This is a genomic window from Pseudomonas sp. Pf153 (assembly GCF_001269775.1).
GTDB lineage: Bacteria > Pseudomonadota > Gammaproteobacteria > Pseudomonadales > Pseudomonadaceae > Aquipseudomonas > Aquipseudomonas uvaldensis.
This window is the reverse complement of the sequence record NZ_LHVL01000025.1, coordinates 1-14,031: the sequence shown is the minus strand read 5'-3', so window position 1 is coordinate 14,031 and position 14,031 is coordinate 1. Positions and strand designations below refer to the sequence as shown.

The window sequence follows — 14,031 nt, the reverse complement described above, 5'->3', positions numbered from 1 at the left end:
CAATGAGGATGACGCTGTGCGCCTGATCCTGATCTTGTTCCTGAGCCTACTGACCGCTTGCCAGAGCCTCTCGCCGCCCCCGATCACCGGGCGTATTCGCGATTTGCACACCGGCAGGGCCGTCACGCCCCAGGCGCTGGTCGAGCAGTTGGCAAAGGCTCCGCGGCTGATCGTGGGCGAACAACACGACAATCAGGATCATCACGCCTTGCAATTGTGGTTGCTGCAGGCCCTGGAAGAGCAACGGAGCCAAGGCAGTCTGTTGCTGGAAATGCTGACGCCGGAGCAGCAACCTCGGGTCGACGCGGTCCGCCGGTTGCCGGTCTTGCCGCAGGATCTGCCTGCCGCGCTGGGTTGGTCGCCGGGTTGGGATTGGACCCTGTATGGGCCGGTTATCACATTTGCCCTGGTACAACCCTATCCGCTCCTGGCTGCCAACCTGGATACCGTCGAGATCCAGCGATTTTACCGGCAGTCATCGGGCCTCACGGGGGCTCGCTCCAATGCGGCGACCGTGAAGGATCAACTGCTGGGGCAGATCAGGGACTCGCATTGCGGTCTGCTGCCAGCGTCGAAAATGCCGGCCATGCTGGCTGTCCAGCAACAGCGTGACCGGCGTATGGCCGAGCGATTGCTGGAGGCGCCGAAGCCCGCCTTGTTATTGGCTGGCGCCTGGCATGGACGCAAGGACGTTGGCGTGCCGCTGCACACATTGGATCTCGGTGCGTCAGAAGCGCCACGAGTCCTGATGCTGGCGGAGGAGGGCAGCGAGGTAACGTCGGCCATGGCGGATTACGTGTGGTACACGCCAGCCAAGCCAGCGGTGGATTATTGCGCTCAGATGCGTGGGGGGTAGGGTGAGCGCCGGTCCTGCGGGCAAAAAAAGACCCGGCAAAAGCCGGGTCGAATAACCGTGATTAGCCTGATGAGGAGATATCTGAGAGTCCGAACCAAGGGCTGTTCAAATATCGACCAGTCTCGCGACCGGATGTGGTAATCATAGCGATTCTCATTACCAAGTCAAACTTTCTTTTAACGAAACCTTGAAATACTCCAAGGCGGTTGTCACGCATCGTCAGGTAACGGGTGTTGTCAGGCTTTGTTGCGCGTGGAAATGGCATCCAACTGTTGATTCAGGGCTTCCTTGCGTTCGGCGGGGATATCGTTCCAGTGCACATCCATCAAGGCGCCTTCGATGGCGTATAACAATACTTTCGATGCCCGGAATCCACGAGTACGCACGGCGCGGTAGGCGTCGACCGCTCCGAGCCGACGCAGATCGGAAGCACTGTGGATGCCTACGGCGTGTAGCCACTGGGCCGATGTCTTGCCCAGGTTTTTCAGATGTTGCAATTCATCATTCATCGAGCCTCCTTGCGACGGCCGACTGTTGCAGTGGGCAAGCTTTTCAGGAGTGTAGCGCTCAGTAGGAAAAGCGTGATTCTTTGGTCGCAATCGTCGCAAAAGCTTCTAAGGCACAACGCACGACATGGCGCGGCACGCATCGGCATGCCTGTGTCCAGCGCGAGCGGGGGCGCTGGAGACAGTGGTGCTCAGTCGTACTTACGCCATCAGCGGGGCCATCAGCGGGTGCGGTAACGCAACCGGGTGCCGAAGTTCATCGACATGAGGATCTCGTCGGCGGACAGTTCCGGCGGGAAATAAGCGCCGGATATCTGCGCGTGGGCCAGGCTCGCGCCTTCCAGTTTGGATTTGCGAAAATCGACGCCGCGCAAGTCGGCGGAGCGGAAGTACGCGTCAGTAAAGTCGACGTCGTCCACGTTCAGCTCCCGCAGATCCAGGCCACGAAAGTCGCCGCCACGCATGTCGACCGGGCCTTGGGGGCGTTCGCTGTTGAAGCCCGCGATGTCGTCTTTGCGCAGCAAGGCATAAAGCGGGGTATTGAGAAGCTTGGGATGGCTCATGTCATAGCACCTGTTGGTTTTATGACGCCAGTATAGTGCCACCAGTTGTTGGCCGTGAAGCCGGGCGTCGCTTCACGGCCTGATAGTGGTTTACAGGCCAGGGAGGCGCTGGCGAATCTGCGCGACGACCTCGTCGAGTGTCTCGCTTTCATTGGTCTGGACCGGCTTGCTGCACAGGATTTCCTCCGGCGTCAGAGGCTCGCGGCTGGCCTGTTGGGTGGCGATCACGGCCAGGTTTGCGTCGGACGGGTCTTTACGGTCTGCCTGACGCTGCGCCAGGCGGCTTTCGATGACCGCTTGCGGTGCTTCACAGGCCAGAATCAGGAACGGGGCGCCTGTCGCTTCGGCGATTTTCGCGGCCGCGTCGCGCTGGTCATGTTTGAGGTAGGTGGCATCGATGACCACCGCAAACCCTGCGCGCAGGATGGCGCCGGCGATTTCATGCAGGCGTGCATACGTGGCGCTGCTGGCGTTGCTGCTATAAATGCCGGCCTGTGGGTCGTTCGGCACCTGTTGCTCGCCGAACAGACGCTTGCGCTCTACATCCGAACGCAGGCGAATCGCGCCCAGCGCCTCCACCAGGCGCATCGCGACATGGCTTTTGCCCACCGCCGAAACACCATGGGTAATGGCCAGGAACGGTGAAGGAATGGTGCTGTAGCTTTCGGCCAGGTTGGCATAGTTGCGGTATTGGCGCAGGGTAGTGGCTCGCTGCACAGGGTCGGCTTCGGCCGGCATGCTGAACAGCGCGATCTTGGCTCGGACCAGGGCACGGTAGGCCTTATAGAAGTTCAGCAGTTCCAGGCCCTGGTAATCGCCGGTCAGTTCCAGGTACTGGCTGACGAATCGCCGGGCCAATGACTTGAGGCCGCGGTCTTCCAGGTCCATCGCCAGGAACCCTGTGTCGGCGTAGACGTCGGTGAAGCGGAACGGCTCGTTGAATTCGATGCAGTCGAAAATCACCACCTTGCCGTCGATCACGGTGGCGTTGCCCAGGTGGATGTCACCGTGGCATTCACGGATGAAACCTTCGGCCTTGCGTTGGGTGAACAGTGGCTTGAGGCGTTCGAAGCTGCTTTCGGCCCACGCTTGCAACGCTTCGAGCTGAGCCAGGTCAGCTTTGTCACTGAGGAACGGGCGGATCTGTTCGAAGTTCTGCCGAACCGGTGCCATCACGCTGTCGGGAGTGCCGGCCTCGTTCTCGGCGGGGACCCTGGGCGTAGAAAGGTGGAAGCGGGCAATCTGCTCGGCCATCTCGTCAATGTGGGCCGTAGTCAGTTCGCCATTGGCTTGCAAGGTGCTGAGCAGTTGGCTCTGCGGGAACTGGCGCATCTTCAGGGCGTACTCGATGGCCGGGCCATCACCGCCCAATTGTGGGGCGTCGATGCTGCCGGTCACCGGCAGCACTTCCAGGTAAAGATCCTGGGTCAGGCGCTGGTTCAGGCGTAGTTCTTCACCGCAGAAATGCTTGCGGGCCTCGAGGTCGGTGAAGTCGAGGAAACCGAAGTTGACCGGCTTTTTGAATTTGTAGGCGTAAGGGCCGGTGAGCAAGACCCAGGAAATGTGGGTTTCGATGACCTGGAACCCTTCGACGGGGTGGGGGAAGAGGGCCGGGTTTTGCAGGGCAGCGATCAGGGACTGGCTCACAGGCGATCCTTCAGAGTCTGGAAAATTCAAGGCCGTCATTATGGCTGCAAGCGGCGCTAACGCAAACCGCAGAGGCTGGACGCTCCGTTCTGTCAGGCCGTTTTGCAGGCTCATGTTGAACCGTCGCAAAGTGCGTATAATCCGCCGCCATGACTCGTACCCGATCCCCCCGTACCCCAAAGAAACCACCCGCCAGCCGCCTGCGGCCCTGGTTGGGCTGGGCCCTTAAACTGAGCCTGGTGGGCCTTGTCGTGCTCGTCGGTTTTGCCGTCTACCTCGATGCCATTGTCCAGGAAAAATTCTCCGGCAAACGCTGGATGATTCCGGCCAAGGTCTATGCACGCCCCCTGGAGCTGTTCGTCGGCCAGAAACTGAGCCGTGACGACTTCCTCACCGAGCTCGATGCCTTGGGCTACCGCCGCGAGAGCGTGGCCAACGGGCCGGGCGCGGCCTCCGTCAACGGCAATACCGTCGATCTCAATACCCGTGGCTTCCAGTTCTATGAAGGCATGGAGCAGGCGCAATCGGTGCGCGTGCGTTTTTCCGGCGATTATGTGGCTGCGCTGACCGGCGCCAAGAATGCGAATCTCTCGGTGGTGCGCCTCGAGCCCCTGCTGATTGGTGGCCTGTACCCCAAGAATCTGGAAGACCGGATCCTGATCAAGCTCGACCAGGTGCCACCGTTCCTGATCGACACGCTGATCGCCGTCGAGGACCGCGATTTCTATCACCACTTTGGCGTTTCGCCCAAGTCGATTGCCCGGGCTGTCTGGGTCAACACATCGTCAGGCCACATGCGCCAGGGCGGCAGTACCCTGACCCAACAGCTGGTCAAGAATTTCTACCTGACCAACGAGCGCAGCCTCACTCGCAAGCTCACTGAAGCCATGATGGCGTTGCTGTTGGAGTTGCATTACGACAAGCAGGAGATCCTCGAGGCGTACCTCAATGAGGTGTTCATCGGCCAGGATGGCCAGCGGGCGGTGCACGGTTTCGGTCTCGCCAGCCAGTTCTTCTTCAGCCAGCCCCTGTCCGAGCTCAAGCTGCACCAGGTGGCATTGCTGGTGGGCATGGTCAAGGGACCTTCTTCCTATAACCCGCGCCGCAACCCCGAGCGTGCCCTGGAACGGCGCAACCTGGTGCTCGATCTGTTGCAGCAACAGGGCGTGGCGACGGCCGAGCAAGTCGAGGCGGCCAAGAAAATGCCATTGGGCGTGACCAAGCGCGGCAGCCTGGCGGATAGCTCGTTTCCCGGTTTCCTTGATCTGGTCAAACGTCAGTTGCGTGAGGACTACCGCGATGAAGACCTGACCGAAGAAGGCCTGCGTATCTTCACCAGTTTCGACCCGATCCTGCAGATGAAGGCCGAAGCGTCGGTCGAAGATACCTTCAAGCGATTGGGTGGCCGCAAGGGCGCGGACGAGGTCGAGGCCGCGATGGTAGTGACCAACCCCGAAACGGGGGAGGTGCAGGCCATGATCGGCAGTCGCCAGGCCAGCTTTGCCGGATTCAACCGGGCGCTGGATGCGGTGCGTCCGATTGGTTCGCTGATCAAGCCGGCGGTATACCTCACGGCTCTGGAAAAACCGAGCCAGTACACCTTGACCAGTTGGCTGTCCGACGAGGCGTTCTCGGTAAAAGGGGCAGACGGCCAGGTCTGGAAACCGCAAAACTATGACCGCCGTACTCATGGCACGGTGTTTCTGTACCAGGGGCTGGCGCATTCCTACAACCTGTCGACCGCGCGCCTGGGAATGGAAGTCGGTGTGCCGAACGTGCTCAAGACCCTGGCTCGCCTGGGTGTCAATCGCGAACTGCCGGCCTTCCCATCAATGTTGCTGGGCGCCGGCGGCCTCACGCCAATTGAAGTGGCGGCCATGTACCAGACGCTGGCCAACGGCGGCTTCAATACGCCGATGCGCGGCATTCGCAGCGTGCTTACCGCGGACGGCGAGCCACTCAAGCGTTACCCGTTCCAGATCCAGCAGCGCTTCGATCCGGCTTCCATTTATCTGATCCAGAACGCCATGCAACGTGTCATGCGTGAAGGCACCGGCAGTTCGGTTTATAACGTGTTGCCCCGGACTCTGTCGTTGGCAGGCAAGACCGGTACCAGTAATGACTCGCGCGATAGCTGGTTCGCAGGTTTCAGCCAGGACCTGCTGGCTGTGGTCTGGCTTGGCCGTGATGACAACGGCAAGACGCCATTCACCGGTGCCACCGGCGCGTTGCAAGTCTGGACCAGTTTCATGCGCAAGGCCGACCCGTTGCCGCTGGACATGCCGCAACCGGACAACATCGTTCAGGCCTGGGTAGATTCCCGTACCGGACAGGGCTCTGACGCCAATTGTCCGGGAGCGGTGCAGATGCCGTATATTCGCGGCAGCGAACCGCCACCCGGTGCCGCCTGTGGCAGTACGAATCCCGCCGAATCGGTGATGGATTGGGTCAAGGACTGGATGAATTAAGCAAAGAGGGTTTCAAGTGAATAAGTGGTTGATTCCAGCGGTGACTGCCGTGGCTTTGCTCAGTGGTTGCTCCACCGTACAACGTGGTTCGATTCCGGTGGTGGATGCCGGCACGGCGGTTTCCAATAGCGAGCGAGTCTCCGCCAGTGGCGGTTTCCGGCAGACGACGATAAAACGCCCGGTGCAGGGGCAGGCCCAGGCGATTCCTCAGGGTGATTCCGGCGTCGTGGTCATGGTACCGGGTGGCGGCGCCGCCACTTCGGCTCCGATCAGTAGCCAGCCGATCACGCCGGGGCCGGTCACGTCGGGTCCGATTACACCCGGACCTGTCAGTGGTTCGCCAATCGACCAGGGCAGCTACAGCATGCCGTCGACGCCCGGCAGCATTGCTCCGTCCAGCAGCGGCGGTTTGTCCGCGGATGAACAACTGGACGGACCGGTATTGGCCCTCCTGACCACGGCCCAGCAACAACAGGCCGGTGGCGACCTCAACGGTGCTTCGTCGAGCCTGGAGCGTGCGCAACGCGTTGCGCCTCGTGAACCCCAGGTTCTTTATCGCCTGGCCCAGGTGCGTCTGGCCCAGGGCGATGCGCCACAAGCCGAGCAACTGGCCCGTCGTGGCCTGACATTCACCAGTGGCCGTCCGGCACTTCAGGCCAGCCTGTGGGAATTGATCGCCCAGGCTCGCGAGAAGCAGGGCGATTCCGCTGGCGCGGCGCTGGCCCGTCAGAAGGCCAAGGTTTCGCTCTGATGGACGTTCGCTTCCCTCGGATCGCCGATCAGTTGCTGCTGATCGAGCGAGAGCTACGGGTTCAGGGGTGGTGGAGCAGCGTTTCGCCTTCGGACGAAGCGCTGGCCAGCGTCGAGCCGTTCGCGGTCGACACCCTGGATTTCGAGCAGTGGCTGCAGTGGATTTTCCTGCCTCGCATGAAAGCCATCCTGGAAAACGACCTGCCATTGCCCAATGCCTCGGGCATCCTGGCCATGGCCGAGATGGTCTATGCCCAGCGGCCAGGGCAGGGCATCGAACTGCAGCGGTTGCTGGCGCAGTTCGACCAATTGATCGCAGAGGTCAGCTGATCGCCATCACTGGCAGTGTTCTTCGATCTGCTTGCGCGTTTCGTCGATACGCTGGCTCCGTTCTTCGTCCGTAAGGCGGCGCATTTCCCCTTCCACCTCTTCGCGCAGCCTGGGATTGTTCTGCAGCTGCGCCAGATTGGTCCGGGCCTGTTCGCAGAAGACCTTGAGCTGGGCTTCCTGCTCGGCGACCTGTTTCTTCACGTCCTGGTCGATGGCCTTCTGATCGCCAATGGTGCCGCCGGAAGGGGGCGCTGGCGGTTTGCCAGCGGGTGGCGCAGCGGATTTGATTACGGTGGTGGCTTCCGTGCCTTGAGGGGGCTGAGAGCCGAAGTGAGTGACACCTTGGGCGTCCACCCACTTGTAGACCTGGCCGGCCATGCACATCGGGCTCATGCCGACCAGCAGGCCGGCGGTCAACAATAACGTTCGCATGCTGTTTCCTTGTCTTGGGTTGCGCAATTGAAGCTAACACAGTTGCCGTTTAAAGGTTTTTTCTTGCGTTCTCATGCGCTTACTTGAATAAAGCACATAGACGACTTGACTTGCAGAAGGCGAAACAGAAGAATCCAAAGTCCGCTGTAGAGGGACTGCCAGAAGCAGACCCACTCGGCAGATCATGAGGCGCATATCCGCGTCGACCTGTTACACCCGCAACGCGTTACCTCGCGCTGGGTGGGAAAGGCCCGCAACACTTGGGACGATCCCAATACTTGCTCAGTCAGTGCTGACGTAGTCGGCGACCACCGTCGCTCATGCTCTGCCGAGAAGTAAACCTATTAAGACCCGTCCCCTTTCCTGAGGGTCGGTATTCTGGCGTTTTAGAGGTGAACAACGTGGAGCTTTTATCTGGCGGTGAGATGCTCGTCCGCTTCCTGCGTGACGAAGGCGTCAAATATATCTACGGGTACCCGGGTGGTGCTCTTCTTCATGTCTACGATGCCCTGTTCAAAGAACCGGAAGTGACCCACGTCCTGGTTCGTCACGAGCAAGCGGCAACCCACATGGCTGACGGCTATGCCCGTGCCACCGGCAAGGCCGGCGTGGTGCTGGTGACTTCCGGCCCTGGCGCCACGAACGCCATCACCGGTATCGCTACTGCCTACATGGACTCCATTCCGATGGTGATCATCTCCGGTCAGGTGCCCAGCACCATGGTCGGTACCGATGCGTTCCAGGAAACCGACATGATCGGTATCTCCCGGCCGATCGTGAAGCACAGTTTCATGATCAAGCACGCTTCGGAAATCCCGGAAGTCATGAAGAAGGCTTTCTATCTGGCCGAGTCCGGTCGTCCAGGCCCGGTGGTGGTCGATGTCCCGAAAGACATGACCAACCCGGCCGAGAAATTCGAATACGTCTTCCCTAAAAAAGCCAAGCTGCGTTCCTACAGCCCGGCCGTACGCGGCCACTCCGGGCAAATCCGCAAGGCGGCCGAAATGCTGCTGGCGGCCAAACGTCCCGTGCTGTATTCCGGTGGCGGCGTGATCCTCGGTGGTGGCTCCGCGCCGCTGACCGAACTGGCGAAGATGCTTAACCTGCCGGTTACCAATACGCTGATGGGCCTGGGTGCATTCCCGGGCACCGATCGTCAGTTCATTGGCATGCTCGGCATGCATGGCAGCTACACCGCCAACCTGGCGATGCACCATGCGGATGTGATCCTGGCCGTTGGCGCGCGTTTTGACGACCGGGTCATCAACGGTCCGGCGAAATTCTGCCCGAACGCGAAGATCATCCATATCGACATCGACCCGGCGTCCATTTCCAAGACCATCAAGGCAGACGTGCCGATCGTTGGGCCAGTGGAAAGCGTATTGACCGAAATGGTCGCCATCCTCAAGGAAATCGGCGAGACCCCGAACAAGGAGGCCGTTGCCAGCTGGTGGAAGCAGGTTGACGAATGGCGTGGCGACCGTGGCCTGTTCCCTTATGACAAGGGCGATGGCAGCGTGATCAAGCCGCAGACCGTGATCGAGACCCTGTGCGAAGTGACCAGGGGCGACGCCTTCGTGACCTCCGACGTGGGCCAGCACCAGATGTTCGCCGCGCAGTACTACAAGTTCAACAAACCCAACCGCTGGATCAACTCCGGCGGCCTGGGCACCATGGGCTTCGGTTTTCCGGCGGCCATGGGCGTGAAGCTGAGCTTCCCGGATAGCGACGTCGCCTGCGTCACGGGCGAAGGCAGTATCCAGATGAATATCCAGGAGCTGTCCACCTGTATGCAGTACGGTTTGCCGGTGAAGATCGTCAACCTGAACAACGGCGTGCTGGGTATGGTTCGTCAATGGCAGGACATGAGCTACGGCAGCCGTCACTCGCATTCCTACATGGAATCGCTGCCGGACTTCGTCAAATTGGTCGAAGCCTATGGTCACGTGGGGATCCGCATCACCGACCTGAAGGACTTGAAGTCCGGGCTTGAAGAAGCCTTCGCCATGAAGGACCGCCTGGTGTTCCTCGATATCCAGGTGGACACCAGCGAACACGTCTATCCGATGCAGATCAAAGACGGTTCCATGCGCGATATGTGGCTGAGCAAGACGGAGCGTACCTAATCATGCGACATATTATTTCCCTGCTTCTGGAAAACGAACCGGGTGCTCTGTCTCGTGTAGTGGGCCTGTTCTCGCAGCGCAACTACAACATCGAAAGCCTGACCGTGGCGCCAACCGAGGACCCGACCCTGTCGCGTCTGACGCTGACCACCGTGGGCCACGATGAAATCATCGAGCAGATCACCAAGAACCTGAACAAGCTGATCGAGGTGGTCAAGCTCGTGGACCTGTCGGAAAGTGCTCACATCGAGCGCGAACTGATGCTGGTCAAGGTCAAGGCCACCGGCGCGCAGCGCGCCGAGATCAAACGCACCACCGATATTTATCGTGGGCAGATCGTCGATGTCAGCGCCAGCGTCTATACCGTTCAGTTGACCGGTACCAGCGACAAGCTCGACAGCTTCATTCAGTCGATTGGCACTGCCTCGATTCTGGAAACCGTACGCAGTGGCGTCACCGGGATTGCCCGTGGCGACAAAGTGCTGAGCATCTAAACCAAATTAGCGAATGGCCTGAACGGCCGGATAGAGAGGAAATTCATGAAAGTTTTCTACGATAAAGATTGCGACCTGTCGATCATCCAGGGCAAGAAAGTCGCCATCATCGGTTACGGTTCCCAGGGTCACGCCCAGGCGTGCAACCTGAAAGACTCCGGCGTCGACGTAACCGTCGGTCTGCGCAAAGGCTCGGCTACTGTCGCCAAGGCAGAAGCCCATGGCCTGAAAGTGGCTGACGTAGCGACTGCCGTTGCCGCCGCGGATCTGGTCATGATCCTGACCCCGGACGAGTTCCAGGGCGCGCTGTACAAGAACGAAATCGAACCGAACATCAAGAAGGGCGCTACCCTGGCCTTTTCCCACGGCTTCTCGATCCACTACAACCAGGTTGTGCCACGCGCGGACCTCGACGTGATCATGATCGCGCCGAAAGCTCCGGGCCACACCGTACGTTCCGAGTTCGTCAAGGGCGGTGGTATTCCTGACCTGATCGCTATCTACCAGGACGCTTCGGGCAACGCTAAGAACGTGGCCCTGTCCTACGCTGCCGGCGTCGGCGGTGGTCGTACCGGCATCATCGAAACCACCTTCAAGGACGAGACTGAAACCGACCTGTTCGGTGAGCAAGCCGTTCTGTGCGGCGGTACCGTCGAGCTGGTCAAGGCCGGTTTCGAAACCCTGGTGGAAGCGGGCTATGCTCCAGAAATGGCCTACTTCGAGTGCCTGCACGAGCTGAAGCTGATCGTTGACCTCATGTACGAAGGCGGCATCGCGAACATGAACTACTCGATCTCCAACAACGCCGAGTACGGCGAGTACGTGACCGGTCCGGAAGTGATCAACGCCGAGTCCCGCCAGGCCATGCGCAACGCCCTGAAACGTATTCAGGACGGCGAGTACGCCAAGATGTTCATCAGCGAAGGCGCCACCGGCTATCCTTCGATGACTGCCAAGCGTCGCAACAACGCTGCCCACGGTATCGAAATCATCGGCGAGCAACTGCGCTCGATGATGCCTTGGATCAGCGCCAACAAGATCGTCGACAAAACCAAGAACTGAGTCGCGAGCTTGATCGGAAAACGCGGCCTCGGCCGCGTTTTTTCGTTTGAGCGACGGCTTCTGGTATAAAGCTGCATCGTTTGCGGCCGAACCGTCGTCCCAGACACCTGTCGAATTTTTTCACACCGTTGCAAGGTACTGTCCATGAGCGAACGTCCCGACGAGCCAAACCAGGCTCCTGACGCCGAAAGCATGCTGCCCATCGATGAGCACGTCGAAGAAGGTCATGACGCTGAAGGCCGCAAGGTCCGGCATCGTGGCATTTATCTGCTGCCGAATCTGTTCACCACCGCAAACCTGTTCGCCGGTTTTTATTCCATCATCAGTTCCATGAGCGCCCAGGCTGCATTGAGCGCTGGCGATAGTGCCGGGGCGAGTCGTTATTTTGCCTTTGCCGCCATTGCTATCTTTGTGGCTATGGTGCTCGACGGCCTGGACGGGCGGGTGGCGCGCATGACCAATACCCAGAGCGCGTTCGGCGCCGAGTATGATTCGCTGTCCGACATGGTTGCCTTTGGCGTGGCCCCGGCATTGCTGGCGTTTGGTTGGGCGCTGGGAGACATGGGCAAGGTTGGCTGGATGGTCGCCTTCATTTATGTGGCGGGCGCCGCGTTGCGTCTGGCGCGTTTCAATACCCAGGTTGGCAAGGCTGACAAACGCTATTTCATCGGCCTGGCCAGTCCGGCTGCGGCAGGTGTTGTGGCTGGGGTTGTCTGGGCGTTCAGCGACTATGGCATCCAGGGGTCGAAAATGTCCTTCCTGGTGGCGTTGCTCGTAGCCGCAGCCGGTATGCTGATGGTCAGCAACATCAAGTACAACAGTTTCAAGGAGCTGGATCTGAAGGGGCGCGTGCCATTCGTTGCGATTCTGGCGGTGGTACTGGTCTTCGCGGTGGTTTTCAGTGATCCGCCACGGATTCTGCTGCTGGTGTTTCTCGCGTATGCCGCTTCCGGGCCGGTGCAGTACCTGCTGCGCCTTCGCCGACGCTAAACGTTGCCTTAATGTAATTTCCCCCATACTCCGCAGTCTATTGGTACATCTGCCCTCCAATGCTGCGGAGTCGTCATGTTGATCAAGATCCCCAAGTCGTCCGATTGCCGTGAATCGGACGTCACCCCTGAATCCCTCTATCTGTCCCGTCGTCAAATGTTGGGGGCAACCATGGTGGCTGGCCTTGCCATGGGTGGCCTGCCACCCTGGGCATATGCTGCCGACGCCGCACGTTATCCCGATGTACAACCCGGCAAGGCGCCGTCCTGGTTCGCCGATAAACTGCCGTCTATCCAGTGGGGGGCGGTCGTCGTCAAAGATGAGTCGGTGACGCCGTTCAAGGACGCGACCCATTACAACAACTTCTATGAGTTCGGGACCGACAAGGGGGATCCGGCTGCCAACGCGAACTCCTTGAAAACCGAGCCCTGGAGCGTTGTGGTGGACGGCGAGGTGGGTAAGCCGGGGCGTTATGCTCTGGAAGACTTCATGAAGCCTTACCAACTGGAGGAGCGGATTTATCGCCTGCGCTGTGTTGAAGCGTGGTCGATGGTCATTCCCTGGATCGGTTTCCCCATCTCGGCCTTGCTCAAGCAGGTTGAGCCGACCTCCAAGGCCAGGTACATACGTTTTGAAACATTGCAGGATCCCAAGGTCATGCCCGGGCAGCGTTCGGGCTTTGCCTTGATCGACTGGCCCTATGTCGAGGGGCTGCGGCTGGACGAGGCAATGAATCCGCTGGCCATCCTCGCGGTTGGTATGTATGGACGCGAGTTGCCGAACCAGAACGGCGCGCCATTGCGGTTGGTGGTGCCATGGAAATACGGTTTCAAAAGTGTGAAATCCATTGTGCGCATCAGCCTGGTCAGCGAACAGCCCAAAACGACATGGCAAAGCATCGCGCCAGATGAGTACGGCTTCTATGCCAACGTCAATCCGACAGTGGATCATCCGCGCTGGACGCAAGCCCATGAACGTCGTTTGCCGAGCGGGCTATTCAGTCCCAACGTGCGCGATACCTTGATGTTCAACGGTTATCAGGACGAGGTCGCTTCTCTTTATGCGGGGATGGACTTGAGGAAGGACTACTGATGCGTTTTCCACTTTGGCGAATCGGCGTTTTCGTGGCAGCGGCCGTCTGGCCGCTGTTCTGGCTTTATCAGGCGCTGACCAATGCGTTGGGGCCTGACCCTGGCAAGGTGTTGGTGGACAGGCTTGGTTTGGGGGCGCTTATTCTTTTGCTGCTTACCTTGAGCATGACGCCGCTGCAGAAGTTGACGGGGTGGGCAGGGTGGATCTCGGTCCGGCGTCAACTTGGCTTGTGGTGCTTTGCCTATGTGGTGTTGCACCTGTCCAGCTATCTGGCTTTTATCCTGGGTTTCGACTGGTCGCAGTTGGGGATCGAGTTGAGCAAGCGGCCTTACATCATCGTCGGTGTGCTTGGCTTTCTCGGTTTGTTGCCCTTGGCGCTTACGTCCAACCGCTATAGTCAACGGCGATTGGGCGCACGCTGGAAAAAGTTGCATCGTTTGGTCTATCCAATCCTGGGGCTTGGGTTGCTGCATATGCTCTGGATCGTACGGGCGGACCTTCAGGAGTGGAGCCTCTATGCTGGCATAGGCGTCTCGCTGCTGGTGCTGAGAGTTCCGCCGGTGATGCGTCGGATCCCGCGTCTAATGGGGCGCAAGGTTCCTTTTTCAACAAAAGCATAATTAAGGGTTGACGGCAGATTCTGAGTCTCTATAATTCGCCCCACTTCCGGCGCAGTAGAAACGGAAAACTTCTTGAGATTCAATGAGTTAAGTAG

Annotated in this window: 14 protein-coding genes; 10 read left to right on the top strand and 4 right to left on the bottom strand. The window is 59.5% G+C overall.

The window, feature by feature from the left end:
- The first annotated feature begins 16 nt into the window (after positions 1-16).
- The gene (locus tag AD666_RS15450) at positions 17-856 is read left to right on the top strand and encodes a ChaN family lipoprotein (RefSeq protein WP_053153476.1); all 840 of its coding nucleotides are present in this window, start codon (positions 17-19) and stop codon (positions 854-856) included.
- Positions 857-1,092: 236 nt separating this feature from the next.
- On the opposite strand, the gene AD666_RS15445 is transcribed toward AD666_RS15450, so the two are convergent.
- The 3 genes from AD666_RS15445 to AD666_RS15435 form a co-directional block, all read right to left on the bottom strand.
- A complete protein-coding gene (locus AD666_RS15445) occupies positions 1,093-1,365 on the bottom strand; it encodes a TfoX/Sxy family protein (RefSeq protein WP_053153473.1) in 273 nt (90 codons plus the stop codon).
- A 218-nt stretch (positions 1,366-1,583) separates the two neighbouring features.
- Complete coding sequence (locus tag AD666_RS15440) at positions 1,584-1,925, bottom strand: pentapeptide repeat-containing protein (protein ID WP_053153470.1); 342 nt, start codon at positions 1,923-1,925, stop codon at positions 1,584-1,586.
- 90 nt (positions 1,926-2,015) lie between these two features.
- Entirely contained in the window at positions 2,016-3,572 is a 1,557-nt protein-coding gene (locus AD666_RS15435) for a bifunctional aminoglycoside phosphotransferase/ATP-binding protein (RefSeq protein ID WP_053153467.1), read from the bottom strand.
- A 149-nt stretch (positions 3,573-3,721) separates the two neighbouring features.
- Between AD666_RS15435 and mrcB the strand changes: the two genes are divergently transcribed.
- The 3 genes from mrcB to AD666_RS15420 are packed head-to-tail and all read left to right on the top strand — an operon-like array spanning position 3,722 to position 7,120.
- Positions 3,722-6,040, top strand: a complete 2,319-nt coding sequence (gene mrcB, locus AD666_RS15430; RefSeq protein WP_053153464.1) for a penicillin-binding protein 1B — start codon at positions 3,722-3,724, stop codon at positions 6,038-6,040.
- A gap of 16 nt (positions 6,041-6,056) precedes the next feature.
- Positions 6,057-6,791 carry a M48 family metallopeptidase gene (locus AD666_RS15425; protein WP_053153462.1) on the top strand — a complete coding sequence of 245 codons (735 nt, stop codon included), beginning with the start codon at positions 6,057-6,059 and terminating at the stop codon, positions 6,789-6,791.
- Positions 6,791-7,120 (top strand): YqcC family protein, encoded by a 330-nt coding sequence (locus AD666_RS15420; RefSeq protein WP_053153459.1) that lies wholly within the window; start codon positions 6,791-6,793, stop codon positions 7,118-7,120. Before AD666_RS15425 ends, AD666_RS15420 begins: the two co-directional genes overlap by 1 nt.
- A 6-nt stretch (positions 7,121-7,126) precedes the next feature.
- Here the strand turns inward: AD666_RS15420 and AD666_RS15415 are convergent, their stop codons facing one another.
- On the bottom strand, positions 7,127-7,552 hold the full coding sequence (locus tag AD666_RS15415) for a DUF4124 domain-containing protein (RefSeq protein WP_053153456.1): 426 nt from the start codon (positions 7,550-7,552) through the stop codon (positions 7,127-7,129).
- Positions 7,553-7,953: 401 nt separating this feature from the next.
- Between AD666_RS15415 and AD666_RS15410 the strand changes: the two genes are divergently transcribed.
- From AD666_RS15410 to msrQ, 6 genes are all read left to right on the top strand, one after another.
- The gene (locus AD666_RS15410; protein WP_053155330.1) at positions 7,954-9,678 is read left to right on the top strand and encodes an acetolactate synthase 3 large subunit; all 1,725 of its coding nucleotides are present in this window, start codon (positions 7,954-7,956) and stop codon (positions 9,676-9,678) included.
- Between the two features lie 2 nt (positions 9,679-9,680).
- Positions 9,681-10,172 carry an acetolactate synthase small subunit gene (ilvN, locus tag AD666_RS15405; protein WP_003205610.1) on the top strand — a complete coding sequence of 164 codons (492 nt, stop codon included), beginning with the start codon at positions 9,681-9,683 and terminating at the stop codon, positions 10,170-10,172.
- A 45-nt stretch (positions 10,173-10,217) separates the two neighbouring features.
- Complete coding sequence (ilvC, locus tag AD666_RS15400) at positions 10,218-11,234, top strand: ketol-acid reductoisomerase (protein ID WP_022641000.1); 1,017 nt, start codon at positions 10,218-10,220, stop codon at positions 11,232-11,234.
- 144 nt (positions 11,235-11,378) lie between these two features.
- Positions 11,379-12,224 carry a CDP-diacylglycerol--serine O-phosphatidyltransferase gene (pssA, locus tag AD666_RS15395; RefSeq protein ID WP_053153452.1) on the top strand — a complete coding sequence of 282 codons (846 nt, stop codon included), beginning with the start codon at positions 11,379-11,381 and terminating at the stop codon, positions 12,222-12,224.
- A gap of 75 nt (positions 12,225-12,299) precedes the next feature.
- Entirely contained in the window at positions 12,300-13,316 is a 1,017-nt protein-coding gene (msrP, locus tag AD666_RS15390) for a protein-methionine-sulfoxide reductase catalytic subunit MsrP (RefSeq protein ID WP_053153449.1), read from the top strand.
- The gene (gene msrQ / locus AD666_RS15385; protein ID WP_053153446.1) at positions 13,316-13,936 is read left to right on the top strand and encodes a protein-methionine-sulfoxide reductase heme-binding subunit MsrQ; all 621 of its coding nucleotides are present in this window, start codon (positions 13,316-13,318) and stop codon (positions 13,934-13,936) included. The genes msrP and msrQ overlap by 1 nt, the downstream gene beginning before the upstream one ends.
- Positions 13,937-14,031 lie beyond the last annotated feature (95 nt).

Bases quoted from the DNA above. Each gene is read 5' to 3' on its own strand.
- AD666_RS15445 (WP_053153473.1), bottom strand. From the start codon at position 1,365: ATGAATGATGAATTGCAACATCTGAAAAACCTGGGCAAGACATCGGCC.
- AD666_RS15440 (WP_053153470.1), bottom strand. From the start codon at position 1,925: ATGAGCCATCCCAAGCTTCTCAATACCCCGCTTTATGCCTTGCTGCGC.
- mrcB (WP_053153464.1), top strand. From the start codon at position 3,722: ATGACTCGTACCCGATCCCCCCGTACCCCAAAGAAACCACCCGCCAGC.
- AD666_RS15420 (WP_053153459.1), top strand. From the start codon at position 6,791: ATGGACGTTCGCTTCCCTCGGATCGCCGATCAGTTGCTGCTGATCGAG.
- AD666_RS15415 (WP_053153456.1), bottom strand. From the start codon at position 7,552: ATGCGAACGTTATTGTTGACCGCCGGCCTGCTGGTCGGCATGAGCCCG.
- ilvN (WP_003205610.1), top strand. From the start codon at position 9,681: ATGCGACATATTATTTCCCTGCTTCTGGAAAACGAACCGGGTGCTCTG.
- ilvC (WP_022641000.1), top strand. From the start codon at position 10,218: ATGAAAGTTTTCTACGATAAAGATTGCGACCTGTCGATCATCCAGGGC.
- pssA (WP_053153452.1), top strand. From the start codon at position 11,379: ATGAGCGAACGTCCCGACGAGCCAAACCAGGCTCCTGACGCCGAAAGC.
- msrP (WP_053153449.1), top strand. From the start codon at position 12,300: ATGTTGATCAAGATCCCCAAGTCGTCCGATTGCCGTGAATCGGACGTC.
- msrQ (WP_053153446.1), top strand. From the start codon at position 13,316: ATGCGTTTTCCACTTTGGCGAATCGGCGTTTTCGTGGCAGCGGCCGTC.